This is a genomic window from Dictyobacter sp. Z7_2 (genome assembly GCF_057551105.1).
The window spans coordinates 3216852-3239355 of record NZ_BAAJPE010000002.1 but is presented as its reverse complement, the minus strand read 5'-3'; the positions used below and the strand labels follow the sequence as shown (position 1 = coordinate 3239355).

The 22504-nt window shown below is 50.8% G+C and carries 22 protein-coding genes; 13 read left to right on the top strand and 9 right to left on the bottom strand.

The window, feature by feature from the left end:
* The first annotated feature begins 512 nt into the window (after positions 1-512).
* The 7 genes from hflX (at position 513) to AC27N8_RS27155 (ending at position 6933) form a co-directional block, all read left to right on the top strand.
* Positions 513-1904: a GTPase HflX gene (gene hflX, locus AC27N8_RS27185; RefSeq protein ID WP_487071320.1), complete on the top strand. Its 1392-nt coding sequence runs from the start codon at positions 513-515 to the stop codon at positions 1902-1904.
* A 32-nt stretch (positions 1905-1936) separates the two neighbouring features.
* Entirely contained in the window at positions 1937-3031 is a 1095-nt protein-coding gene (locus AC27N8_RS27180; protein ID WP_487071318.1) for a glycoside hydrolase family 172 protein, read from the top strand.
* A gap of 124 nt (positions 3032-3155) precedes the next feature.
* Positions 3156-3494 (top strand): YciI family protein, encoded by a 339-nt coding sequence (locus tag AC27N8_RS27175; RefSeq protein WP_487071316.1) that lies wholly within the window; start codon positions 3156-3158, stop codon positions 3492-3494.
* 153 nt (positions 3495-3647) lie between these two features.
* Complete coding sequence (locus tag AC27N8_RS27170; protein WP_487071314.1) at positions 3648-4370, top strand: SDR family oxidoreductase; 723 nt, start codon at positions 3648-3650, stop codon at positions 4368-4370.
* A 99-nt stretch (positions 4371-4469) separates the two neighbouring features.
* Positions 4470-4856: a MerR family transcriptional regulator gene (locus AC27N8_RS27165; protein ID WP_487071312.1), complete on the top strand. Its 387-nt coding sequence runs from the start codon at positions 4470-4472 to the stop codon at positions 4854-4856.
* Between the two features lie 180 nt (positions 4857-5036).
* The gene (locus tag AC27N8_RS27160) at positions 5037-5951 is read left to right on the top strand and encodes a helix-turn-helix domain-containing protein (RefSeq protein ID WP_487071310.1); all 915 of its coding nucleotides are present in this window, start codon (positions 5037-5039) and stop codon (positions 5949-5951) included.
* Between the two features lie 109 nt (positions 5952-6060).
* A complete protein-coding gene (locus AC27N8_RS27155; protein WP_487071308.1) occupies positions 6061-6933 on the top strand; it encodes an alpha/beta fold hydrolase in 873 nt (290 codons plus the stop codon).
* Between the two features lie 167 nt (positions 6934-7100).
* Here the strand turns inward: AC27N8_RS27155 and AC27N8_RS27150 are convergent, their stop codons facing one another.
* The 4 genes from AC27N8_RS27150 to AC27N8_RS27135 all read right to left on the bottom strand — a co-directional run bounded on the left by AC27N8_RS27150 (position 7101) and on the right by AC27N8_RS27135 (position 10503).
* A complete protein-coding gene (locus AC27N8_RS27150) occupies positions 7101-7943 on the bottom strand; it encodes a TrmH family RNA methyltransferase (RefSeq protein WP_487071306.1) in 843 nt (280 codons plus the stop codon).
* A gap of 79 nt (positions 7944-8022) precedes the next feature.
* A complete protein-coding gene (locus AC27N8_RS27145; RefSeq protein WP_487071304.1) occupies positions 8023-8193 on the bottom strand; it encodes a DUF2087 domain-containing protein in 171 nt (56 codons plus the stop codon).
* Between the two features lie 8 nt (positions 8194-8201).
* The gene (locus AC27N8_RS27140; RefSeq protein WP_487071302.1) at positions 8202-9233 is read right to left on the bottom strand and encodes a Gfo/Idh/MocA family protein; all 1032 of its coding nucleotides are present in this window, start codon (positions 9231-9233) and stop codon (positions 8202-8204) included.
* Positions 9234-9546: 313 nt separating this feature from the next.
* The gene (locus AC27N8_RS27135; protein ID WP_487071300.1) at positions 9547-10503 is read right to left on the bottom strand and encodes an aryl-sulfate sulfotransferase; all 957 of its coding nucleotides are present in this window, start codon (positions 10501-10503) and stop codon (positions 9547-9549) included.
* Between the two features lie 270 nt (positions 10504-10773).
* Between AC27N8_RS27135 and AC27N8_RS27130 the strand changes: the two genes are divergently transcribed.
* The 3 genes from AC27N8_RS27130 to cobA are packed head-to-tail and all read left to right on the top strand — an operon-like array spanning position 10774 to position 14086.
* On the top strand, positions 10774-12534 hold the full coding sequence (locus tag AC27N8_RS27130; RefSeq protein ID WP_487071298.1) for an NADPH-dependent assimilatory sulfite reductase hemoprotein subunit: 1761 nt from the start codon (positions 10774-10776) through the stop codon (positions 12532-12534).
* A gap of 8 nt (positions 12535-12542) precedes the next feature.
* Positions 12543-13244: a precorrin-2 dehydrogenase/sirohydrochlorin ferrochelatase family protein gene (locus AC27N8_RS27125; RefSeq protein ID WP_487071296.1), complete on the top strand. Its 702-nt coding sequence runs from the start codon at positions 12543-12545 to the stop codon at positions 13242-13244.
* On the top strand, positions 13241-14086 hold the full coding sequence (cobA, locus tag AC27N8_RS27120; protein WP_487071294.1) for a uroporphyrinogen-III C-methyltransferase: 846 nt from the start codon (positions 13241-13243) through the stop codon (positions 14084-14086). The genes AC27N8_RS27125 and cobA overlap by 4 nt, the downstream gene beginning before the upstream one ends.
* Positions 14087-14092: 6 nt before the next feature.
* Here the strand turns inward: cobA and AC27N8_RS27115 are convergent, their stop codons facing one another.
* From AC27N8_RS27115 to AC27N8_RS27100, 4 genes are all read right to left on the bottom strand, one after another.
* Positions 14093-15940 (bottom strand): alpha/beta hydrolase family protein, encoded by a 1848-nt coding sequence (locus tag AC27N8_RS27115; RefSeq protein ID WP_487071292.1) that lies wholly within the window; start codon positions 15938-15940, stop codon positions 14093-14095.
* A gap of 143 nt (positions 15941-16083) precedes the next feature.
* Positions 16084-16275 (bottom strand): hypothetical protein, encoded by a 192-nt coding sequence (locus AC27N8_RS27110; protein WP_487071290.1) that lies wholly within the window; start codon positions 16273-16275, stop codon positions 16084-16086.
* Entirely contained in the window at positions 16256-18727 is a 2472-nt protein-coding gene (locus tag AC27N8_RS27105) for a glycoside hydrolase family 9 protein (protein ID WP_487071288.1), read from the bottom strand. Before AC27N8_RS27105 ends, AC27N8_RS27110 begins: the two co-directional genes overlap by 20 nt.
* 464 nt (positions 18728-19191) lie before the next feature.
* Positions 19192-19650, bottom strand: coding sequence for a nitroreductase family deazaflavin-dependent oxidoreductase (locus AC27N8_RS27100; protein ID WP_487071286.1), 459 nt, complete (start codon positions 19648-19650; stop codon positions 19192-19194).
* Between the two features lie 393 nt (positions 19651-20043).
* On the opposite strand from AC27N8_RS27100, the gene AC27N8_RS27095 reads away from it, so the two are divergent.
* Positions 20044-20370, top strand: coding sequence for a hypothetical protein (locus AC27N8_RS27095; protein ID WP_487071284.1), 327 nt, complete (start codon positions 20044-20046; stop codon positions 20368-20370).
* Positions 20371-20523: 153 nt separating this feature from the next.
* On the opposite strand, the gene AC27N8_RS27090 is transcribed toward AC27N8_RS27095, so the two are convergent.
* Positions 20524-20961, bottom strand: a complete 438-nt coding sequence (locus AC27N8_RS27090; RefSeq protein WP_487071282.1) for a nuclear transport factor 2 family protein — start codon at positions 20959-20961, stop codon at positions 20524-20526.
* A 228-nt stretch (positions 20962-21189) separates the two neighbouring features.
* On the opposite strand from AC27N8_RS27090, the gene AC27N8_RS27085 reads away from it, so the two are divergent.
* Both AC27N8_RS27085 and AC27N8_RS27080 read left to right on the top strand, forming a co-directional pair.
* Positions 21190-21417: a hypothetical protein gene (locus AC27N8_RS27085; RefSeq protein ID WP_487071280.1), complete on the top strand. Its 228-nt coding sequence runs from the start codon at positions 21190-21192 to the stop codon at positions 21415-21417.
* A gap of 163 nt (positions 21418-21580) precedes the next feature.
* On the top strand, positions 21581-22495 hold the full coding sequence (locus AC27N8_RS27080; protein ID WP_487071278.1) for an alpha/beta fold hydrolase: 915 nt from the start codon (positions 21581-21583) through the stop codon (positions 22493-22495).
* The last annotated feature ends 9 nt before the right edge of the window (positions 22496-22504 follow it).

The window sequence follows — 22504 nt, the reverse complement described above, 5'->3', positions numbered from 1 at the left end:
GGGACATCGCACGCGAGCGTGCGACGCTACACGGTCTTCGCTGCGCTCGACCTCTTTCTGCCATCCTTGATTTTTGGACTATTTTCGGGTATAATTGTAGGTACTTACATTATTAACAGGAGAAATAACGCGTGATAAGCTTCAACTAACTATGGATCAACTGTTTAGCACTTGTCGCTGCTGCTTTGAGGTACCATTTGGGGACCATTCGAGGCGCTGGATGCAAGGTGCGGCGGTACCTGGTGATGAAGCCTTTTTCTCGTGAACATATCCCACAATCAGCATCTTTCCCCTACGCATTGGAACTATCCTGATATCCACGCTTCATCACACACCGTTTGCACCATCGGTCGCTTCTGATATCCTGCACTCGACTCAAACCGGCAAACCAACTGGCAGACCAGCGCTAACGAAGGGATTTTAGTATCCCACATCAGAACCGATAGATAACATATATAGCTACCAACAGCAGAGCTGTCACACAGCCGCTTTGGAGTACTAAGGAGTCAGAATTGCCCGAACAAAATATTCCTCAGGCAAAAAAAAATACCGATCTTAATGAGCAAAAACCGATGCGCGGTCTGCTGGCCGATGCTCCCTTGCGTGCCATTCTGGTGAGCATCGATGCAACCGAGACCGATTGGCCGATCGATGAGTCATTGGATGAGCTAGAACAATTAGCCGCGACCGCTGGAGTCGTCAGCGTTGATCGTGTGGTTCAGCGCATGGATCATCCGCATCCGGGCACGTTGCTGGGATCGGGCAAAGTCAAAGAGCTGGCCGATCTGGCACATGCACAGGACTGCGATGCGGTGATTTTTGATCTTGAATTGAGACCAAATCAGCACCGCAATCTCGAACGTGAACTTGATCTCCAGGTGCTCGATCGCACTGCGCTGATCTTGATCATCTTTGGGCAGAGAGCACGCACCCGTGAGGGTCGCTTGCAGGTCGAACTGGCTCAGGTCGAATACGATCTGCCACGGTTGACACGGCAGTGGTCTCACTTATCCAGACAGAGCGGTGGCGGCACCAATCAGCGTGGCGAAGGTGAAAAACAGATTGAAGTTGACCGCCGTATGCTGCGTCGTCAGAAGGATCAGTTGGAAGAAGAGTTAGAACTGGTACGTAGCCAGCGCCAACTGCATCGCGAACGACGCAAATATGCCGGCTCACCAGTCGTGGCACTGGTTGGATATACCAACGCGGGCAAATCCACCCTGCTTAACCGTCTGGCTGGATCGGATACCCTGGCCGAAGACAAGCTTTTCGCGACGCTCGATACGACGACGCGACGTGTACGCCTCCCAGGCGGACAGGAGATTCTCTTCTCTGATACCGTGGGATTCGTCCAACGCCTGCCAACCACGCTGGTCGCGGCTTTCCGCGCCACGCTGGAAGAGGTAGCGGAAGCCGATCTGCTGGTGCACGTCGTAGATGCCTCACATCCTAACGTACAGCATCAGATTGAAGCGGTCGAGCATGTCCTGGAAGACATCGGCGCGGGAGGACTCTCGATGGTCCTGGCGCAGAACAAAGCTGATCTGATCGCTGATACGGAAGAGCCCCAGTCAGAGTTGCAAGGAGTTGCAGCGACGCTCCCAGCCGTGAAAGTCTCAGCGGTACAGGGCACCGGGATCGATGAGCTTCTGCACTGTATTAGCGAGGCATTGATCGCCCAATTCGTCACCATGGACGTCTTAATCCCTTATGAGCATGGTGAACTGGTGGCTCAGTTCCATCAATTTGGAACCATCGAGAGCGAAGAGTATGAAGAAGGTGGAACGCATCTGCGTGGACATATTCCCGAGAACCATAGTGGTCCATTCCATGCCTTCCAACTAAAAGCGGACTCCAAGCCAGCTCCTGTCAAAGGACAGGAAAAAGAACAAGTTGTTTTGTAGTATCCTGACCTGCTAGCAGCGAGGATGAGATCATGACAGAGCAAGGCGATACTTTCAATGGGCTGGGGATGGGATTGGGAAACCTTTCCCGCCTCTCCCACGCCAGGACGCGTTCGATTAGCGCGGAAAACATACGCGGCGAAAAGGGTAGAGGAGGAATGGCAACCGAGGGGACGGGCGCGTTTCACGCCCGCGACCTCGGTCAGGGATGGAAAGTGTCGCCATCGCTCAAAATCGCGCCTCATAGCCTCATCACATTGGCCGAGATCCAGGAAGCGGGAGCCATCCAGCACATATGGATGACAACCTATCCTGATCACTGGCGGCAACTGCTCTTACGCGCCTACTGGGATGATGAGGATCAACCATCGATCGAATGTCCTTATGGAGACTTCTTCGCCAATGGCTGGGGCGAACGTTGCAATATCAACTCATCGCCCATCGTTGTCAACCCTGCTGGCGGCATGAACTCTTACTGGGAGATGCCCTTCAGACAGAGCGCACGCATCACCATCGAAAATCTCAGCGACGTCGAAGTCGTCATCTACTACCAGATCACCTACACCCTCACCAGCGTCCCGGCCGATGCCGCCTATTTCCATGCCCACTGGCGACGAAGCAATCCACTGGTCGCCCAAGAGGTCCATACCCTACTCGAAAACGTCACGGGACAAGGTCACTACGTCGGAACCTATCTGGCCTGGCAAGTCAACAACAAAGGCTGGTGGGGCGAAGGCGAGATCAAATTCTATCTCGACGGCGATCAGGAGTATCCAACCATCTGCGGCACCGGCACCGAGGATTATTTCGGCGGCGCATGGAACTTTGAACATCCACAGGGACAATATGGCGTCTACTCGACAGCTTATCTTGGGCTCCCACAAGTCATCAAGCCCGATGGACTCTATAGCAGTCAGCAGCGCTTCGGCATGTATCGCTGGCACGTCATGGACCCGATTCGCTTCGAAGAAAATCTACGTGTCACCATCCAGGCACTCGGCTGGCGCAGTCGCGGACGCTATCTGGCACTCCAGGACGATATCGCCTCCGTCGCCTATTGGTATCAAAGCGAGCCACACAATCCTTACCCACCGGCACCCACCCTCGACGACATGGAGATTATCTAGAACAAAGAGAAGCTCCATCAAGTGAACAGCCACAGGAGCCTTATCCAGCTAATCATCACCGGAAATCACGCTAGAAACAAGAATAACAAGCCAGAAATAAAACATCTCTGGAGGATAATTCTCAATGGCAACAATCACTGATGAGTTTATGCAGCACATGCTAACGCAGACCAGGACCTATAGCATCGTTATTCTAAAGGCTGGACCTAAAATAAATGAGGCCGGCACCGAAAAGATCGTCTGGGAACATGGGCGCAGGAATTTTGAGTTACGTGCCGATGGATTATTACCGATTGTGTGTCCAGTCATGAATGGAAGCGATGTAAGAGGATTTGGCATCCTCAATGTTTCAGTGGAAGAAGCCCACAAGATCATGGATGAAGATCCAGGCGTAAAAGCTGGAGTATTTATTTATGAAATCTATGCGTGCCGAAGTTTCCCGGGCGACAGTTTACCACAATAGTGAATTAAAAAACGTTATGTGATTGATTTCCTCCTTGACTTCCAGTGCACTCGAGCTGTTAGACTGCTCTTAATAATAGAAGTTTTTGAAAAGATTTTACGGTTCAAGTGCCGCAAATCATGATGCACAGATAGCTTATGGAGGTTTAATCACATGACCGATACGACACGTATTGCGCTGGTAACAGGAGCAAACAAGGGGATTGGCAAGGCGATTGCTCGAGGACTGGCTCAAGAGGGGATGATTGTGCTGCTTGGTGCACGCGATCGGGAGCGAGGCGAGAAGGCCGCAGCAGAGCTACAGGCTGCGGGAACAGTCATCTTTCAGGCGCTCAACGTCACCGATAGTGAATCGGTACAGGCAGCGGCGCGAGCAATCGACGAACGTTTTGGCAGGCTCGATGTACTGATAAACAATGCGGGCAGCGCAGGACATGCAGCCATACGTCAAAAGCCGAGCGAGACAACCGCCGCCGAGCTTCGGGAAGTATACGAGACAAATGTCTTTGCCGTCGTGACAGTCATCCACGCAATGCTACCGCTCCTGCGCAAAGCCCGGGCAGGCCGGATCGTCAACATCTCGAGTCTGCGCGGCTCGCTCGGAGATGAGGGGGCTTTCGTTGGTCAACCATCGATGCCGTACTCAACCTCCAAGACAGCTCTCAACGCCATCACGGTCCACTATGCCAGAGAGCTAGCTGACACTCCCATCAAGGTCAACGCCGGAGCCCCGGGCTTCGTCGCTACTGATCTCAATAACTTCGCTGGAGTCCGCACACCCGAACAGGGAGCAGTAGTGGCAATCCAGCTGGCAACCCTCGGGGAGGATGGTCCTTCCGGCGGCTTCTTCCACGATAAGGGTCCCATCGCCTGGTAATTCCCAGGTGCGAATGTAAGTGCATCATGAATCCTTACATTCACACCTGTGCCGATCTCCTATTGACTTCGAGCGCACTCGAACTACTATACTATCTCTATGGAAAAAGAATTCACGATTCAAGAGGTAGCAGCCCGGACTGGTCTGACCGTCTATACTTTGCGCTATTACGAAGATATAGGATTACTTGATTCTGTCAGCAGACATACAAATGGTCATCGCCGTTATACAGCCGAGCATCTAGCATTGATCGACTTCCTTCAATGTTTACGTGGATCAGGTATGTCCATCCAGCAGATGTGTACGTTTGTTAACTTACGGCGTCAGGGAGACACATCTGCGTCTGAACGCCTGCTTCTGCTAGAACAGCATCATCAGCGGGTTCATGCTCGTATCGACGAGTTGGAACACCATCTCGTACGCATCGAGGGAAAAATGCAGGTCTACAAGGATGCTTTGAATACCAAGCAACAAAAGAGATCATAACCATAGGTCGCCACTCAAGCATCCTCTTCATTTCATGTGATACATTTTCAGGAGTACCGGGCTTTTTGTTCTTGCTAATCCCTTTAGTGTTACAAGTTTGTGTCGCTACGTGGGAACGATCCAGTGAGCTACCTTCACCCACAAGTTGCGAGATCATTTTAACAAAAACGAGGTATCCATATGACAAAAAAATTGCCATCATCACCATGGATGGAGAAATCCAGACATGAACCGGCCTCTCCCCTTCTCGTGCACTCAAGTAAAGAGAACGCCTGGGATGGGTTGGAGGTACATGTTTACCGTGAACCAGGGGAGATCGAGCAATTAACCATGCCTCTGGTCCCCACCCTCACATTGGGATTGCTCATGAGTGGAACAATGTATAAGGAACAACGAGAACTCAACGGTCCCTGGAAAGGTCAGTATTTGCGCCAGGGTGATCTCTTTTTGAGACCTGCTGGGAGAGCACCTTATGAGCTACGATGGCATGCAATCTCTTCCCAGCCAGTCCAGACTTTACTTCTCCAGCTGCACACAGATCTTGTTTCTCACACTATTGAGGAACTGGCAGGTGCTACGATGAAGCAAGTAACAGTCACAGAGAACATCGGTTTTCAGGACCCGTTGCTAATGCAGATCTGTCTCACCCTCTGGCACGACCTCAAGCGGCAGGCTCCTGCTGAAAAACTCTATTTGCAATCTATTGCTCAGCTACTCGCCGTTCACCTCCTACGGGATAGCTCTCCAGCAGCGAAAAACGGTCAGACGTTGACGCGCCAACAGATGCGGCACGTAACCGACTTCATCCAAGTACATCTCGATCAAGCTCTCTCTTTAGAGCATCTGGCTCAGCAGGCTAGCTTGAGCCCCTATCACTTTTCCCGCCTTTTTCGCCAGACGACGGGAGAGAGTCCGCACCAATTTGTCTTGGGGCGACGAATTGAGTGTGCCCGACAGTTACTTACTGAGACAGACACGCCGCTAGCTCAAGTGGCACTGCAGAGCGGCTTCGCCAGCCAGAGTCATCTCAGCAGGGTCTTCAAACGACGTCTTGGCCTCACGCCCCGATCCTATCGAAACGTTGCGGAGATCTAAGCAGGTTTTGACACAAATACGCAAGAATGTGAAAGATATGCTTGTCTCTTTCCCTATATCATACCCTTATGCTACTGTGCCAAGGAAATGGAAAGAGAGAATTGAAAAGATGCAGAACGCTATCCCTTCTATTGCTCCTAATGATATCGATAAATATGTGAAGCATGAGTATGCTGATAGTAATGGCGTGAAGATCCATTATGCAAGCATTGGTGAGGGACCATTGGTTGTTATGGTCCACGGTTTTCCCGATTTCTGGTATACCTGGCGTCATCAGATGGTGGCGTTGGCTCCGCATTTCCAGGTAGCTGCACTTGATTTGCGTGGCTATAATCTAAGCGATAAGCCAACCGCAGGTGAGCAGTATTCAATGCGCTATCTGATCGGTGACGTTCAGTCGGTAATTCACCACACGGGACACGATAAGGCTATTCTTGTCGGTCACGATTGGGGTGGCGCAATCTCCTGGCAGTTTGCTACAAACTTGCCTGCTCTTACGGAACGATTGATTATTCTTAATATGCCCCACCAGAAGGGGAGAACACATACATTAGCCAATAATGCACAGCAGCGTGCAAATAGTGCTTATGCTCGCCAATTTCAGGAAGAGGGAGCGCACAAGCAGCTATCAGCAGAGATGCTTACTGATGAGTGGTTGAAGGTAAAGGACCCTGTTGCGCGAGCGCATTATATCGAGGCTTTGCGACGATCGAGCTTTGAGGGGATGTTACACTATTACAAGCAGAATTATCCTCGCCCACCGTACGAGGAGGCGCCAGATCCGGTAACAAAAGTCCAGGCTTCAGTTCTCCAGATTCATGGCCTGGATGATAAAGCTTTGCTGGCAGATGGTTTGAACAATACATGGAAGTGGCTTGAAAACGATTGGACTTTGCTGACTATCCCCGGAGCTGGCCATGCTGTTCAACGGGATGCAGCCGATTTGGTGACGCGCACTATACTGAGCTGGCTTCATCGCTAACTCACCAGTAAAATGTACGCACATTTGCTAACGCAAACCACAAATAAGAGATGTTGTTTCGTCTATAGAACGCATCGGCAGGTATCCAAGGGAAATGTTTTTCCTTCTTTTAGCAAATGTGCGCACGTTCCTTCAGTGAATATCTCATAATTTTTTTCTTCTAAGTACTAGCGGCTCTGGGAGCGACGCTGACGGTTGATCTCATACAATAAGATCGAGGTGGCACAGGCCACGTTGAGCGATGAGGCTGAGCCTTCAATAGGGATACTCACGACGGTATCGCACAATTCGCGATATGCGGCACTCATCCCCCACGTCTCGTTCCCGATGACCAGCAAAGTTGGCTGCGTAAAATCATACTCAGTCAGTTCGCAATCGCCATCCTCATCGCTGCCGACGATATGTACGCCACCCACTTGCTGTCGGAGCAGATCAATCCAGGGGAGCAACTCCTTCTGGGAGGGCAGTCGGACCTGCGGAACGGCAAAAAATGAGCCGGTGGTGGCGCTGATCGTCTCTGGATCATAGAGGTCAACGCTGTGACCAGTAATCACAATGCCATCGACCCGCAAAGCGTCGCATGAGCGGATAATCGTTCCCAGATTGCCCGGGCTGGCTGGACGATCGAACACGACGACCAGCAGATCCTCTTTCACAGGGATACGGCTTAGATCATCATCAGGCATCGTCACCAGCGCGACTAACTCGGATGGCTCGGCCTTACTACTGAGTTTCGTGTGCAGATGCCAGGGCATCTCGTAATGGACCTCGGCACTCGATGTCCGTAAAATGTTCTCCGCCCAATCCGAGAGCGGCTTATCGCGTGAATATAAGAAGGCACGGATATGCCAGTTGTAGCGTAACGCTTGATTGATGGGACGGACGCCTTCAACAAAAAATTCTCGCTGCCGTAGTCGCTTCTCGCGCTTACGACGCAATGTTTCCGCATATTGAAAATCGTTGTTTTCCGAATATATTTTCACAACACGTGGTACAGTAGTCTTCTTCATAGAAATTTTTGACCTCTGCTATCTACGTGGATTTCAACGCCTTTTCAGGCACTAAAAGCCTGCTCAACCAGCTCGCCAACTAGTGCGACACCAACCAATAGCTGCCATTGGCACGCTGAAGCAACTGTTCACCGATCATCTCACGGCGTATCGAGGAAGCATCTTCGTGGTGCCGCTGAACGATCTCGTTGACCTGCTTTTCTGTATAGGACACACCTGGCTCAAATTGTGTCGCGAACCATTTCAGCACCACAGATGCTATTTGAGATTGATGGGCAGGCCTGTTTTGGCGGATTCGACGGCAGCAAACATCAAAGCCAGAGTTTTGAGGTTATCTTGTCCAGACGTTTCAGGCACCGTGTTGGTGGCGACGGCCTGCACAAAGGCGGCGAGGCTTCCTGAACGATCGAGCGGGCCAATGTCGGATAATGCAATCTTTTTAGGAGTTTTTCGATTTTGAAGGCGGAGCTTGACCACGTCATCATCGGCATTTGCCAGATCACCACGGCTGGTCCAGACAATTTCTCCCTGCTCGCCTTCCATGTGCCATTCGCCGCCCCAGGCAGTTTTAGGTGCGGTACTAACCCAGCTTCCACGATAATTTACGATTGCTCCGCCATCGAAAGTAATCGTCATCGTGCCCTCCGCCGGCTCATCATACTTGCTCCAGGGAGAATTCCAGGTCTTACAAAACACCTGTACCGGCTCCTGTCCCGTCACCAGGCGCATCAGGTCAAAATGATGGATCGTCATGTCGACCAGCAGAGGCTCCCAGATATGATAATGTCGGTGCTCCTCCACTGGCAAAGAATTATCGTAGCGCCGAAAATCGATGTTGATCGTGCCCAGCCGTCCGATGGCCTGCTGCTTGACCAGATCTGCAACCGCTCGCGCCGCCGGAAAGAAGCGGTAATTTTGACTGATCATCAGGATACGCTTGTGCTTGGCAGCCAGATCGATCAATTCATGAGCCTCCGCCACCGTGGGCGCAAAAGGCTTCTCCATCAGTACATGCTTATCTGCGAGCAGAGCCGTACGGGCACTGGGAATATGTCCGGGCAGACTGGCAGTTATCAGCACAGCCTCCGCCTCCACTGTAGCCAGAGCTTCATCGAAAGAAGTAAAACAGCGCTCGGCTGGTAGCGATAAATGCTCGCGAGCGGCTTCCAGAGATAGCGGATCTATTTCAACCCACGCGACCGTTTCAATATCTTTATTTTTTGCGACCACGTTTCGAGACCAACTCTGGCCCCAGTTACCAAGTCCAACCTGAATAATCCGTAGTGTCATAATAGCTTCTCTCTAGAATAGTGAATAGATAAAGTTTCATTACTATGCCTAAAGATTATTATGTCACTCCTAGTCAAGGGATTGTACAGACTAAAAGTAGCGGCGCGGCTCCGCCGTGCTGTCTGTGGCTCGTATGATTCGGCTTGGGGGCGTCTCTCAATGCAACGCCATAAACAAAGTGGTCGTACGAGTTACAGACAGCACGGCGGAGCCGCGCCGCTACGTCGGCTGGCCTGTCACCCGACAGCTTCACGGATCTATGTGGAAACACATTTTCTCTGCAACAGAGGCGTGATGACTTTTTGGCAGAGCACTACGAGAGTAACAAGGCTTCGTAGAGGCGCCATTCTGGATCTAAATCAATGACGCTATGAAGCTTCTCGCCGGAGGGTCCTGAACGCAGGATCAGGCGCGTCTTTTTGCCATCGACGAGCACCCAGAGATCGTTACGAGGATCATAGGAACAATCCTGAAGCCAATTCGTCTGAGCATCGACTTCGGCCTTAATCTCACTTTTCAGATCTTTGATCTGGACCAGCAGGCCGCGTCCATGAGCAGTGTCGGCAATCGTGACGTATTCTTCGTTCAGGATACGTACCGAATGAGGATGATCCAGACCATCCAGCACAATCTGCCAGTTTCCGGTGGCGCGATCGATAGCGATCACCGTTCCTTGATGAAAGAGCGTCGCCAGAATTGTGCCATTCGGTAGTTCGGAGACTGAATTGACGTGCGTGGTCTGTGTCAGAGTGCCAAATTTTACGCCTCGATAGTCTTCCTCTTTGTTGATATAGCGCGGCTCGCCGGTCGGCGTCAGCTCAAAACCATGCTCGGTAGCCCACCATTCCCAGATAACTTCTCCGCTCTCCGAAAATTCTATGATCACATCCAGTCCTGTGCTAGCCACCAGATATCCTCGACGGCTACGCGAGAGCGAATGCAAGAGGTTGAAAGATGGCAGGCTAATTGTTTCCTGGCGAATCGATGAAAGATCACGTGCAACGTGGTGAATGGCAAAATTGGTGGCAACCAATATATGATCATCGGTCAGAACCATACCAGCGGGCATAGAGAGGGCAAGGCTGGATTGCACTTCGCCTTGCTCGTTCAGGATACAGAGCTGACCACCTTGATCTTCCTTTGGCTTTTCCATGCTGCCCAGGGCCGTCACCGGACACTCAAGCTGCTCCTGCTGGGACTGCTTGGTTTCAGCCCAATGGTTCTTCAACATAGAATGTCGGGTAGAGATGCAACTCAGGAGGAAATTCATGTGTTTAATCCTTACATATTTCAGTGAAAACCAGTGTCCAATGACCGCAAAAAGGTTGACAGAGCAGACCAGTGGTCTTATAGTTAGAGTGACCATATAGTTTGTTGATCTACTATATCAACAAAACGACATAAAGTGCAAGAGACAAAAGGACCATAATTACCAGTACAAAGCGACTATAATGGCGAGGGAAACTTTTTTAACAACTCGGACGTTCGTAGTTGCACCATTATCAATCCTGTGATAGTCGCAGATCTCAAAGGAGATACCATGAGCACACCCGACCAGGATAAGAATATACCAGAAACCACCATTTTACAACTAGGCCCTGGTGAAGGTAGCAAGGTCGAGCACATCAAGATTAGCAGTGATTATCTGCGTGGACAGATTGTAGAAGAGCTGAGTCAGGATACAGCACGTTTCTCCGAGGATCAGGTGCAACTCATAAAATTTCACGGCATGTATCAGCAGGAAGATCGTGACGCTCGCCAGGCTCGCCGGGCTGCTGGCAGCGAAAAAGCCTATCAGTTCATGATCCGCTCACGTATCCCTGGTGGATCGCTGACCGCCGAGCAGTATCTCGTACAGGATGGCTTATCCGAGCAATACGGTAACCATACGATGCGTATCACGACGCGCCAGAGCTTCCAGCTGCATGGCATCCTCAAGGGTGATATTCATAGCACTATCCACGAGATCAACGCCTCGCTTCTCTCAACCCTCTCCGCCTGTGGAGATGTCAACCGCAACGTCATGGCTTGTCCTGCTCCCATCACCAATCGGGCACAGGCACATCTTCAGGAGATTGCCTATAAGCTCGCCATGCATCTGGCCCCCAAGAGCAAAGCCTATCATGAGATCTGGATCGATGGCGAGAAGGTTCATTCTAGCGAAGAACCCGAAGAGGATAAGGATTTCGAGCCGATCTATGGACCGACCTATCTTCCACGCAAGTTCAAGATTGGGGTTGCCTATCCCGGCGATAACTGCATCGACGTTTTCACACAGGACATCGGCTTGATCGCTCGTGTCGAAGATGATGCACTGATCGGCTTTACAGTGATTATTGGCGGAGGTATGGGCGCGACACACGGCAAAAAAGAGACCCATCCAGTTGTAGCGGTCCCTTTCGCCAACATTACGATCGATCAGGTCATCCCGGTCGCCGAGACGATTGTGAGCGTGCAGCGAGACTATGGTGATCGCACCAATCGCCGTCATGCACGCATGAAATATCTGGTCGAGGAGCGCGGGATCGCATGGTTCCGTCATCAAGTTGAAGAGCGTCTGGGCTACACGCTCAGCGATCCCGACGAGGTACACTTTCACGGTATCGATGATCATCTGGGATGGCATCAGCAGGCCGATGGACGCTGGTTCCTGGGATTGCATGTCGAGAATGGCCGCCTGAAAGATACTGAAGCCGTGCGCCTGAAAAGTGGTCTACGCGCCGTCATTGAGCAATTCTCGCCGAATATCCGCCTGACGGCTCAGCAGAATATCCTCCTGCTGGACATTGACGAAGGACAACGTGCCGCCTTCGAAGCCAGTCTCCAGGGATACGGCATCTCCACTGATCCCAACGCAGCGGGAGCGTATCGCTTCGCCATGGCTTGTCCAGCCCTGCCGACCTGCGGCCTGGCGGTCGCAGAAGCCGAACGCGCCTTGCCTGATCTGGTCAAAATCCTCGAAGCTAACCTTCACGCTCTGGGATTGGGAGAGGAGAAAATAGGAATACGTATGACTGGCTGTCCCAATGGTTGTGCCCGTCCTTATGTCGGCGACATCGGCTTTGTCGGTCGCTCCAAAGATCTCTATAACATCCACCTTGGAGGAGACCAGGGCTACACCCGACTCAATACGCTCTATGCGCAGAGCATCAACATCAATGAGATACCAGCCAAGTTACAGTCACTCTTTATCTTCTGGCGCGATGCACGCGAGCCCAATGAGGCATTCGGGGATTTCTGCCATCGTATCGGCATCGATCAACTACAAGAAAGAGTGACGGCACACGTCAGTGTAGGATAAAGGAGATTATGCCGAGCTACTATCCCATCATGTTGGACGTCCGCAACAAGCCCGCGCTTGTTATTGGAGGCAACACGGTCGCAGCCGAAAAAGCTGCGGCCCTCCATGCCGCCGGAGCACGCGTCACGATCTTGAGCCCCGATTTCTGTGAGGAGATACAGGAGATGGCACAAAGTCAGGACATCACTTTGCGCTATAAAGCCTACGAAGCCAGCGATCTAGCAGGAGCGTTTATTGTGGTAGCTGCGGCAACGTATGAGCCAGAATTAGCTGAAGCCATCTGGAATGATGGTCAGCAGAATGGGCAGCTCGTCAATATCGTCGACGTTCCAGCACGATGTAACTTCATCATCCCATCTATTTTACGGCGAGGGTCATTAACCATCGCTGTATCCACCGAAGGGACCAGTCCCAGCCTTGCCAAGCGCATCCGCCAGCAGCTTGAGGATATTTTTCCCTCGGCTTATGAAGGCTATATGCGTTTGGCCACGATTGCACGTAAATATATGCGTGCAGCGGGACTTTCCTATAATCAACGAGATCTATTCTTTGGCGACTTTTTTGCTTCGGATATCCTGACAATGCTGACAGAACATGATGATGTAGAAGCTCTGGCCAGCACAGTTCGCCTGTTGCGTCGCTATGATGTCGATATCTCGGTCTCAACCATCATTCATGATATGAATGATGCAGAAAAGGAGACATCATGACCGTTTTCGGCACACCAAACGATCATGCCTCTGAATTAAATACCCCGCTCTCAGAGCCAGATACTTCTGAAAGAGATCTAACCACGCAACAAGTAGGCAAAGTCTATCTCATCGGTGCCGGACCAGGTGATCCAGAGCTCATCACAGTCAAAGGACTACGCTGCCTGCGCCTCGCCGACGTGATCCTCTACGATCGACTGATCAGCCAGGAGCTACTGCAAGAGGCACGCCCAGGCGCCACATTAGTCTATGTTGGTAAAGATCCAGGCCACCATATTATGCCTCAGGAACAGATCAACGCCTCACTCACCCACTACGCACGTCAGGGCCATACGGTTGTACGCCTCAAAGGTGGAGATCCATTTGTCTTTGGACGCGGCGGCGAAGAAGCACTTGCACTGGCAGAGGCCAACATCCCTTTCGAGATCATACCCGGCATCACCTCAGCGATTGCCGTTCCAGCCTACGCTGGCATCCCGGTCACGCATCGCGACTACACAACCTCATTTACCGTCGTCACGGGGCACGAAGGGAGCTCAGCCTCACCTACAGTCAACTGGGAAGCATTGGCCGCGTTGGGAGGCACGCTGATCGTCCTGATGGGAGTCACAGCACTCCCCAAATTTACTCGCCGCCTGATCGCCGCAGGATTAGATCCAGCCACGCCAGCCGCTATCATCCAGAATGGCACCACCGCCGAACAGCGTATGGTTAAAGGCAACGTCGCAACTATCGCCGAGCAAGCCATACAAGCCGGTCTATCGGCACCCGCCCTGACAATTATCGGCGCAGTCGTCAACGTAGGAGAAGCTCTGACCTGGTATCAAAAAAACCTCCCGTAGCATAGATTAGCGGAGCAGCACAGGATATTGAGTTGCGGTGCTGGTGACGATGATGGTGACAATAAAAATGGCGTTGATAAATGCTCCGGTGTAGATTCTTCCGGTTCGATAGAAGAAGTAGGTCGAGACGGCCGCTACGATGATATAGACGGGCACAAATTGGAAGGCGACAATCGAGAGCAATGGTTGATCCGCTGAAAAAAGTGTGCCGCCCGCCAGAAGCGGGATATATTCTACCAACAGAAAGAGTACAAATCCCCCCGCCAGTATGATGATGTTTTTTCCCATCTCGCTCACCAATGAATAGCGTGCCGAGCGGAGTTGTCCATGCAGCACGACGCTCAAGATGAGATAGTAGAAGGCAAATGGGATCAGGTAGGCAAGGATGATCGGCACGTGATATGGGGTAATCATTTTGATGTTGAAGACCCAGATACGCGCATCGGTCTGAAATGCCCAGTTGAGGAAGGTTACTGCGATATACGGAGCGGCAAGCGTTGCCAATGCCAGCAGGAGAGCTTTTCCAATCTTACGCCATTCGAAATGATTTGACTCGTCGGTGATACCATAATTTGCCAGTCGAGCACCCGGCTCCTTGCGATTAAACACAAAGTGCCACAGGGTCAGCAGGACAAGTGCAATGATACCTCCAAGGAAGGCCCAGACCATAATCCCGGTCGTGATAGTCTGGGGGAAGAGGGCACTGGCCGGCAGGAGAGTGTTACCAAAATTCTGGAAGGTGAAGAAGGTCAACACACCAACCAGAACGAGAATGACTGCGCCGATCCACCAGCCAATCCCAGTGGCAGCTTTAGAAGTTGGAAGCGCTTGCTTGAGCTCTGAGAAAAAGCCTGTACCCAGCAGGATAAAGCCAACCGGGAAGATACAAAGAACAACTCCCAATAAGGCCAGAAACGTTCCAATCTCGTCCCAGAGCCAGATCTGATCGGAGGTCGGAAGCGGACTAACACCGGTCAACGTCTGTTGCATCCAGGAGACCGCATTGCCAACTCCTGCGTTGGTGAAAGTTATGCCTGGATGGGTGGTGTTGACAAGTTGCAACTGACGAGCCGTCCCTTCATCAATGGAGCCGTAGGTATGCCCAACTTGAATAGTGTCAGAGATGCCGAAGAGTGCCTGCATGCGCGCTGAGTGTATAAATTGACTCCCTGTCGTTTCGACCCACATTAAAACTGAAAACTCGGAGTCCTGGGCCTCATCAACCATGACATTTTTAGGGAAAGTAGCCGTGCCTGGAATTGGCTCGACGCCCGGCGTGCTCGTGGAGGAGCTGACCAGCACCAGCGAGCGATAGGCATCTGGATGAGCTGCAGCGGCTAGCACGGAGGCCCAGCCTCCCATCGAGTGTCCGATCAGACCAATATCGCCCTTCTTCACAATAGCAAGCGAATTGAGATACGCCAGCGCATCCGGACCACCAAAGCTGTTTCCGAAGGCCGGTGGATCAGAATAGCCATGACCTGTCTGATCGACAGCGAGAACCACACAGCCTCGTCGAGACATTTCAATCGCAAAGCCATCCATGGTATCTCTCGAATTGATATATCCGTGAATCGCCACAACACCACAGGCAGGTGTCTTCGTGGTGGCAGTGTTGGGGATGTAGAGCAGACCGCTCATTATGGTGCCGTTCGTACCCGCAAAGGTCACATCTCGAACAGCAACATCGCCGCCATCGGTCTGCGCAATGTTAGCAATCAGCCCTCCACCGACAATCAAAATAAGTGCAATAAACAGCGCGATAAAGGGAGAACGCCAGTTGATAGAAAATGCAGAATGACGCGACTTCGATGTCGTATCCGACGTCAAAGGCACAGGCTGATCAGCCGCCATAATAGGTCTCTTTCTCAATGGTTAAATAAGGAAAAAAGGTATTGACACAGAGCTATACTAGATCAACTAGACACAGAGCTATACTAGATCAACTATTGGCAAATATACAATATCTTCAATTGAATAGTCAATGAAGGAGTACGCTACTGGATGCGGCGTTCCCATGACCAGTGTCCAGCGAAGCGAGGGACACCGTAGCGTCGAACGCTTGCGTGCGATGTCCCAGAAGCTCGTACGATCAGGCCCGCCAGCGTGGTGCACCGAGAACCAGCTCTCTCGTACGTCGAGTGGGACATCGCACGCAAGCGTTCGACGCTACATGCATTTTGATCCATTGACGGTAAATGAGGTCGGTGAGACGTTGCTGCCACTGTAGGAGCCGTTAAAGCCAAATGAAATGCTCGCTCCAGATGACAATGCTCCATTGTAGCTGAGATTTGTGACAGTTACTTTGCTACTCTGCTGGGTAAATGTTCCACCCCATCCCTGACTAACCAGTTGATTTCCAGGGAAGGTAAAGACCAGTGTCCAGCCAGTCATAGCAGTGGTACCGCTATTGGTCAGCGTAATATTGGCAGTAAAACCTGTTGTCCACTGGTTTTGAATCGTGTAAGCGATCTTACAAGCGGCTCCAGGAGTCGGGGTAGCTGTGGATGTTGGTACTACAGTTGGAGTTACTCCTGGTGTTGGCGTGGCCGTTGGCACAACGGTCGGAGTCGTTCCCGGTGTGGGAGTCGTTCCTGGCGTCGGTGTAGATGTCGGAGTAGTGGTCGGTACAGGTGTGGGAGTGGCTGTGCTCGCGCCAGGTGTACTACCCCAGACAAGCGTAGTACCATCATAGACAGGAATATTGGTCATCTTGACAGGAGTTGCGCCGTTCGCAGCGATCCCCTGATATGACCAGTCGTTCGTGGGGTCCCAGGCTCCCGAGCTGGCAATGCGAAATTGTACTTCCTTGTGATAGGCGCTCTGTCCACCAGGATAGATCGGTGTACCAGCACAGCTAACAGTAACGTAATAGATACTGCCCGAGTATTGGGTCGGTCCAGTCAGATGGTTTCCACACTCAGAATAATTCATCGTCAAGGTGAGCATTGCAGGCGTCACGCCAGCCTCTAGCGTGAAGTAGTAGCGTATGGAGAGATTGCTGGTGACACGAGCGGGCCAGCCAGTCTTGTTAATGAATTGTGCTTTGACCTCGGTAAAGTTGGTACCCGAGGCATTGATACCACCTTCTGCATAGATCTCATCATCATCCTTGGCTTTATCGGGCAGCGAGCTGGCTGGACTCCCTCCGTACTCGTTATACAAACGTGCCAGCACGCCAGTCAAGGCAGCATTGTAATCGTCGGCGGGCTCGTTCGAGGTGTAGTTTTGACGACTATCAGTGAACGAATCATCAGCCGTTGAGGGTCCTCCGACGACCGCACCGTAAATAATATGGCGATTGTACGTCGGATTCGAGAGATCATTGGTCCAGGAATCGTGGGCTTCGCGACTGTGCGGCGTCTGTGGATAGCAGGTGCCGAATCCTACCATATAACTACAATTGCGCGGATTCGCGCCCAGAATATAGTTGGTCTGCTTTACCGCAAAATCGTGATAACGCGAGTATAAAGTGTTAGATGAGCCCAGATAATCAGCGTAGCTTAACGCCAAAAATGAGGTATTGGCAGCATAGCGTAGCGATCCCCATTGATCCAGCCAGGCTTCGCCACCCGGCGAATAGGTCACTTTGGAGCCGTTCACCCCTACCGTCCACCAATCCAGGAAGCGCTGCGCATCATCTTTGTACTGCTGCTGACCCGTGATCTCGGCAAGCAAGACATAACAACCATAAGAGACATCATCCCAACTCATCGTCCACTCATAGGAATGGGTTGTCGTCTGGCTCTGGTTACTGAGGTTAGCATAGTAGGTTTCGGCTTTGGTAAGATAAGATGTATCCTGAGTCGCCTGATAGAGCCAGGCTGCGCCCCAGACCAGTTCATCGTTATAACCACTATATGAAGTATAATAACCGCTGGCCGCCGTAATACAGGCATCATACTTGCCACGATAGGTATCAGCGAACGAGTAAAGTTGTTTGGCATTGGTCAGCAGAGTTGCGGCATACGTCGGGTCGGTCGCCTGAAAAACGATCGAGGAGGCCGCCATCGCCGCCGCCGTCTCGCCAGCCAGATCTGAGCCGGGACAACTGGCATCGATCTTATAGGATGGTCGCGTCAAAACCTGACCCATCACCTCGGCAGGTCCCCAAAAAGCGTGATCTGAACTCCCATCGCCAACCTGTCCATAGAGCACATTGGGCGACGGATGCGCCTTAATAAAGTAATCATTGACATACTTTAAATTATTGAGCATGTACGTCAATTGGCCATCATTGGCATAGGCCTGCCGATTGGCGATGACTCCCCAGGCCAGCATAGTCGCAGAGTAGGCCATGGGCAAACCGAATTTGACGTGGTCACCAGCATCATACCAGCCACCCGTTAAGTCCAATCCCACATCCGAGCCATCGGTCGTCGCGGAGTCGCCAATCCAGGGGACACGGTTCCAGGACGGTTTCGGTCCCGAGGATTGCTCTTCGTAAAAATAGATGGATTTCTGCAAGGCTTCGCCGTAATTAAAGGCTCCCGTACCAGCATTCGCGGCTTTGGGCATGACAGAGCTGGCAATACCTGGTACGGCATACGCCGATAAGCTACAAACCACAAGCAACGCTGCCGTTATGATGGCAATCCAACGTCCTGGCTTGCGCAGAGTGTGTTTCGATAATGACCACATGGTCTCTTTCCTTCCTTGAAAGGCGACGAAAGGCAACCGCGAAAGGTAGCGGCATCTCCTCTTCCCATGCAGCCAGACATATCAAACTAAGGGTAAAAAGAGAGCAGTCTCACTTTCATTGGCCCCTCATTGCGACCAACTTGCATTCCATTCTATCCTTGAATCACAGGCTAAAGATCGCCTTTACCACAAGGATATCTCACCACTAGTGCAATTATGTCCAGAGAGCAATAGCGTGTCAATGTAAAATCGCGTACCTGAGTGGATTATCTATCAGACTGAAGAAAAACTGAATACTTTCTTCAGTCTGATAGATAATCCACTCAAGTAAACTTGCCGACCTTGGAAGAAAACAAATTGAGGGAATAAAAGCGCTGCACTTTTTTGATGGCTTCCGGAACCTATTTCTCGTTGCAAGTAACAACGATCTGGTTCTAGAGACCAATTTTGCCCGATCGCACCATTTATGCTTCGGGCGTGAGGATAATAACAGGGATTTCTCGTGGCGTACGTTGCTGATAGTCGACGAATTGGGTATATTTTTCGGAGATGATAGCCCATAGGCGCTTACGTTCCACTACATCAGCCTGACTGGCAATCACAGGAATGACGCGTGATCGAATCTGGATTTTTGCATGCGGATTGCTTTGCAGATTGAGCCACCAGGTAGGATGTTTTGCCGCTCCCCCATTGGAGGCGATGATAATGAATCGTCCTTCATCGGCAAAGAAAAAGAGCGGCGTCGAGCGCTCTACACCGCTCTTGCGGCCCGTTGTGGTGAGGATAAGGGTGGATTTTCCAGCGCCAACTTTCCCTCCCGTCAGGCGGTAGAGAGAGGTGTGACCTTGCGTAAAGAAATGCTGCAATCTTTGCCCGATTCTTCCAGTTTGACGCGGCGATTTTGGTTGAGATTCTGTGGCCATAAAAAAGCTCCTTCGGTATGCATAAACAAGAGTGTTACTTATTGACACGATCATCAGTACTGAACGCGATGTCTAGCGATTTTGATAGCTGTATCATAGCAGAAACAAAAGGGAACAATCAAGCTATAACGGCCTGATATGATTTACCGAACAAAATATGGCAAACTGTCTACTAAAAGACAATGTAACAATTATGGAACAGCTCACACATACCTCACAGACATCCATCTGTAGCAGATTAGAACACTTCGCTTATACACATGGCAAGTCACAAGGTTTATAATAAACCATATTCTCTTTACCAGGGGAGTAAACTATACTCAACAGTAGACGCTATCCTCAAAATATGTCAAGATAGAATAAACCAAATGTGAAGCAAAAGAAAGGTGCATTATGGCTCAGACAATTAAAAATCCAAATTCAGCGGCTCACCTTGCCAAGATCCGTAAGCAAACGAAAAGGAACACCAGGCAAATAGCCAAAGCAACAAACAAGATTCAGGAGATTCAGGAGCAGTTACAAGAAGCACAAGCCAGGCATGACAAGGCACAAGCCAAACTAGAAAAATATCAGACACGCCTGCAAGAGCTGCAAACACAAACGTCTGAAGCGGCAGAAGTCGCTCAGGATACTCCTCCTCAATCTGAGGAGAAAGAGGCTCCAGCCAGGAAAAAGAGTAAAAAAAGCACAGCTGACACAACAGAAGAAGCCTCTTCTTAAACAATATGCTGTAACGCCTGATACAAGGATATTCGACGTTACAGCTCCTCGTAAATGCAGAAAGAAGCATCAGTTCTTCTTCAGGATAAATTATCGAGATGGAAGACGGCACTACATCAGGCATACGATAGCGACCTTCTTTGCGTAAACTCGCTAGAAGCGTACAGGTAACAAATATTTAAGGGGAGGTAGAATCTGCTGGATAACGGCAAGATGATCATAATATCCGCGCTGCTTGACAATTAAGCCATCCTGGAGCACAAAAACGCTGACTCCATCGACTGCGAAGGATCTCGATAACCAGGCTAGCCAGGGTCGCCCTCCCGGAACAGGACTCTTTGAACGCGTGGTCCAGGTCACGACGCCGCGGGTCTCGGTCTGGCAGACATATTCACGTGGCATATAACTAATCGATGGCATCGTCTGAAAGCGTTTTGTGAACCACTCCTCGATAGCCTGCCTGCCATGGCGAGGATGCTTCATACCAGCATCATCGAGCTCGGCATCATCATGATAGAGCGAGACAATCATTGCCACATCATGAGCGTTAAAGGCCGCAATCCACCGGTTCACGGGCGATTCTAAAGACATATCAATTTCCCCCTCTTGCAATTTTATCATACAATACGTTCTCAATACCTGAGACATCTCATAGCGACCAGCGAACAGGTGTTTGTCCAGACACCTGCCTTGTCTGTAACCTGACACGACAAATCAACGTGTCAGTACAAAGCGCTGGCTTCTTTCCTGACTGGCGCTTCGGAGCACATGCTGCTTTTGTCTCTTCTATCAGGATTTTCTATGCTAAAGGAGATAATTATGGCGGGTGATAAAGCGAAGGTCAAAAAAGTAGTTGCGGAGCCGATCTCTCGCGAGCAGGCGAAAGAGGAGAAGCAAGAACTCAAGCAAGCCGCAGCAAAGGTGGCAAAGGTAAAGAAACCAAGCGGAAGTTCCGATGAGCTTGATGGTATCGAAAAAATCACGCCAGAACAAGCGCGTCAGGAAATGCAGGACGCCATCAAAAAGCTAAAAAAAGACAAAAAGTAATCGATCCAAGCACGAAATAAAGCATACAATACGCCTGAGTGATACACTTTATGCAGACACTCAGGCGTATTTTTTGATCTTATGACTGAGATCTACTTGTTCATATACTAATAGAGAGAGTATATCGTAGCATCGTACGCTATTTTGCATGGGGAGGCTAGCATTGACCACTCACATAGAACGTTGGATCGATGATGCAGTATTTCACGCAGATGTTCAGTATATAGAATCACTCTGGCAACAGCGATCGTTGGGGACGATCGAGCTACCAATCATCGATATTGGGCAAGGTGAGCCTCTCGTCTTTGTGCCCATTCTTGAGCATCTTGAATTCGTCTATGCACGCCAGATCCGCGATTTAAGTCGCTCGCGGCGTGTGATCCTGTATCGGCGACAGGAGATGCGCAGAACTCCATGGGGTCCCAATGATCGCGCTCAGGAACTGAGCCAGGTGCTGGATGGGCTCGGCCTGGAGTCCGTCGATTTTATCGCGCATGGCGATGCTGCGATGGTCCTATTCGACTTTGCATTACGCTATCCACAGCGTTGCAAATCCCTGACCATTATCGCGCAGGGGGCTGACTATCGTATCCAACCACATCCACTTATCTGGCTCCTACACGAACTGCTCTACCGACTCCCATTCGAATATGTCCTTCCTGCCTCGCTCCTGCGCACAAACGTGATCAACTATATTCTGGCGCATGCACTGGATAATCACACCATACCCTCTCTGCCGCGTCACTTGATCGAAGAACAATTCTGCAAGATTAAGCAATGGACCTTTGTCTATAAATGCTCCATTCTACCGATCATCCATAATTTCGACATCAGTAAGCGCCTCAAGGAGCTCACGATGCCCATCCTTTTGATTAATCGTACCGATGATGCTCTCTCGCCGGAAGCAAAAACGCGTTGGTTGGCAAAAAATTTACCTTATTGTGCTGGCTATCACGTCGTTTCTGGTAGGGAACGATTTTTCATGTACTCACGCGCTGAAACAGTCACCCCTTTAATTGAAGCCTTTCTTGTCGCCAAGAACACAGGAAGAGATTCGATGACACAGTTCCAACCGTAAACAAAAGGG

Excerpts from the sequence above, each read along its gene's own strand:
- cobA (WP_487071294.1), top strand. The coding sequence starts at position 13,241 with ATGACCGTTTTCGGCACACCAAACGATCATGCCTCTGAATTAAATACC.
- AC27N8_RS27165 (WP_487071312.1), top strand. The coding sequence starts at position 4,470 with ATGGAAAAAGAATTCACGATTCAAGAGGTAGCAGCCCGGACTGGTCTG.
- AC27N8_RS27150 (WP_487071306.1), bottom strand. The coding sequence starts at position 7,943 with ATGAAGAAGACTACTGTACCACGTGTTGTGAAAATATATTCGGAAAAC.
- AC27N8_RS27115 (WP_487071292.1), bottom strand. The coding sequence starts at position 15,940 with ATGGCGGCTGATCAGCCTGTGCCTTTGACGTCGGATACGACATCGAAG.
- AC27N8_RS27170 (WP_487071314.1), top strand. The coding sequence starts at position 3,648 with ATGACCGATACGACACGTATTGCGCTGGTAACAGGAGCAAACAAGGGG.
- AC27N8_RS27175 (WP_487071316.1), top strand. The coding sequence starts at position 3,156 with ATGGCAACAATCACTGATGAGTTTATGCAGCACATGCTAACGCAGACC.
- AC27N8_RS27135 (WP_487071300.1), bottom strand. The coding sequence starts at position 10,503 with ATGAATTTCCTCCTGAGTTGCATCTCTACCCGACATTCTATGTTGAAG.
- AC27N8_RS27110 (WP_487071290.1), bottom strand. The coding sequence starts at position 16,275 with ATGGATCAAAATGCATGTAGCGTCGAACGCTTGCGTGCGATGTCCCAC.
- AC27N8_RS27095 (WP_487071284.1), top strand. The coding sequence starts at position 20,044 with ATGGCTCAGACAATTAAAAATCCAAATTCAGCGGCTCACCTTGCCAAG.
- AC27N8_RS27155 (WP_487071308.1), top strand. The coding sequence starts at position 6,061 with ATGCAGAACGCTATCCCTTCTATTGCTCCTAATGATATCGATAAATAT.
- AC27N8_RS27105 (WP_487071288.1), bottom strand. The coding sequence starts at position 18,727 with ATGTGGTCATTATCGAAACACACTCTGCGCAAGCCAGGACGTTGGATT.
- AC27N8_RS27130 (WP_487071298.1), top strand. The coding sequence starts at position 10,774 with ATGAGCACACCCGACCAGGATAAGAATATACCAGAAACCACCATTTTA.
- AC27N8_RS27090 (WP_487071282.1), bottom strand. The coding sequence starts at position 20,961 with ATGTCTTTAGAATCGCCCGTGAACCGGTGGATTGCGGCCTTTAACGCT.
- AC27N8_RS27140 (WP_487071302.1), bottom strand. The coding sequence starts at position 9,233 with ATGACACTACGGATTATTCAGGTTGGACTTGGTAACTGGGGCCAGAGT.
- AC27N8_RS27180 (WP_487071318.1), top strand. The coding sequence starts at position 1,937 with ATGACAGAGCAAGGCGATACTTTCAATGGGCTGGGGATGGGATTGGGA.
- AC27N8_RS27085 (WP_487071280.1), top strand. The coding sequence starts at position 21,190 with ATGGCGGGTGATAAAGCGAAGGTCAAAAAAGTAGTTGCGGAGCCGATC.
- AC27N8_RS27160 (WP_487071310.1), top strand. The coding sequence starts at position 5,037 with ATGACAAAAAAATTGCCATCATCACCATGGATGGAGAAATCCAGACAT.
- AC27N8_RS27100 (WP_487071286.1), bottom strand. The coding sequence starts at position 19,650 with ATGGCCACAGAATCTCAACCAAAATCGCCGCGTCAAACTGGAAGAATC.
- AC27N8_RS27125 (WP_487071296.1), top strand. The coding sequence starts at position 12,543 with ATGCCGAGCTACTATCCCATCATGTTGGACGTCCGCAACAAGCCCGCG.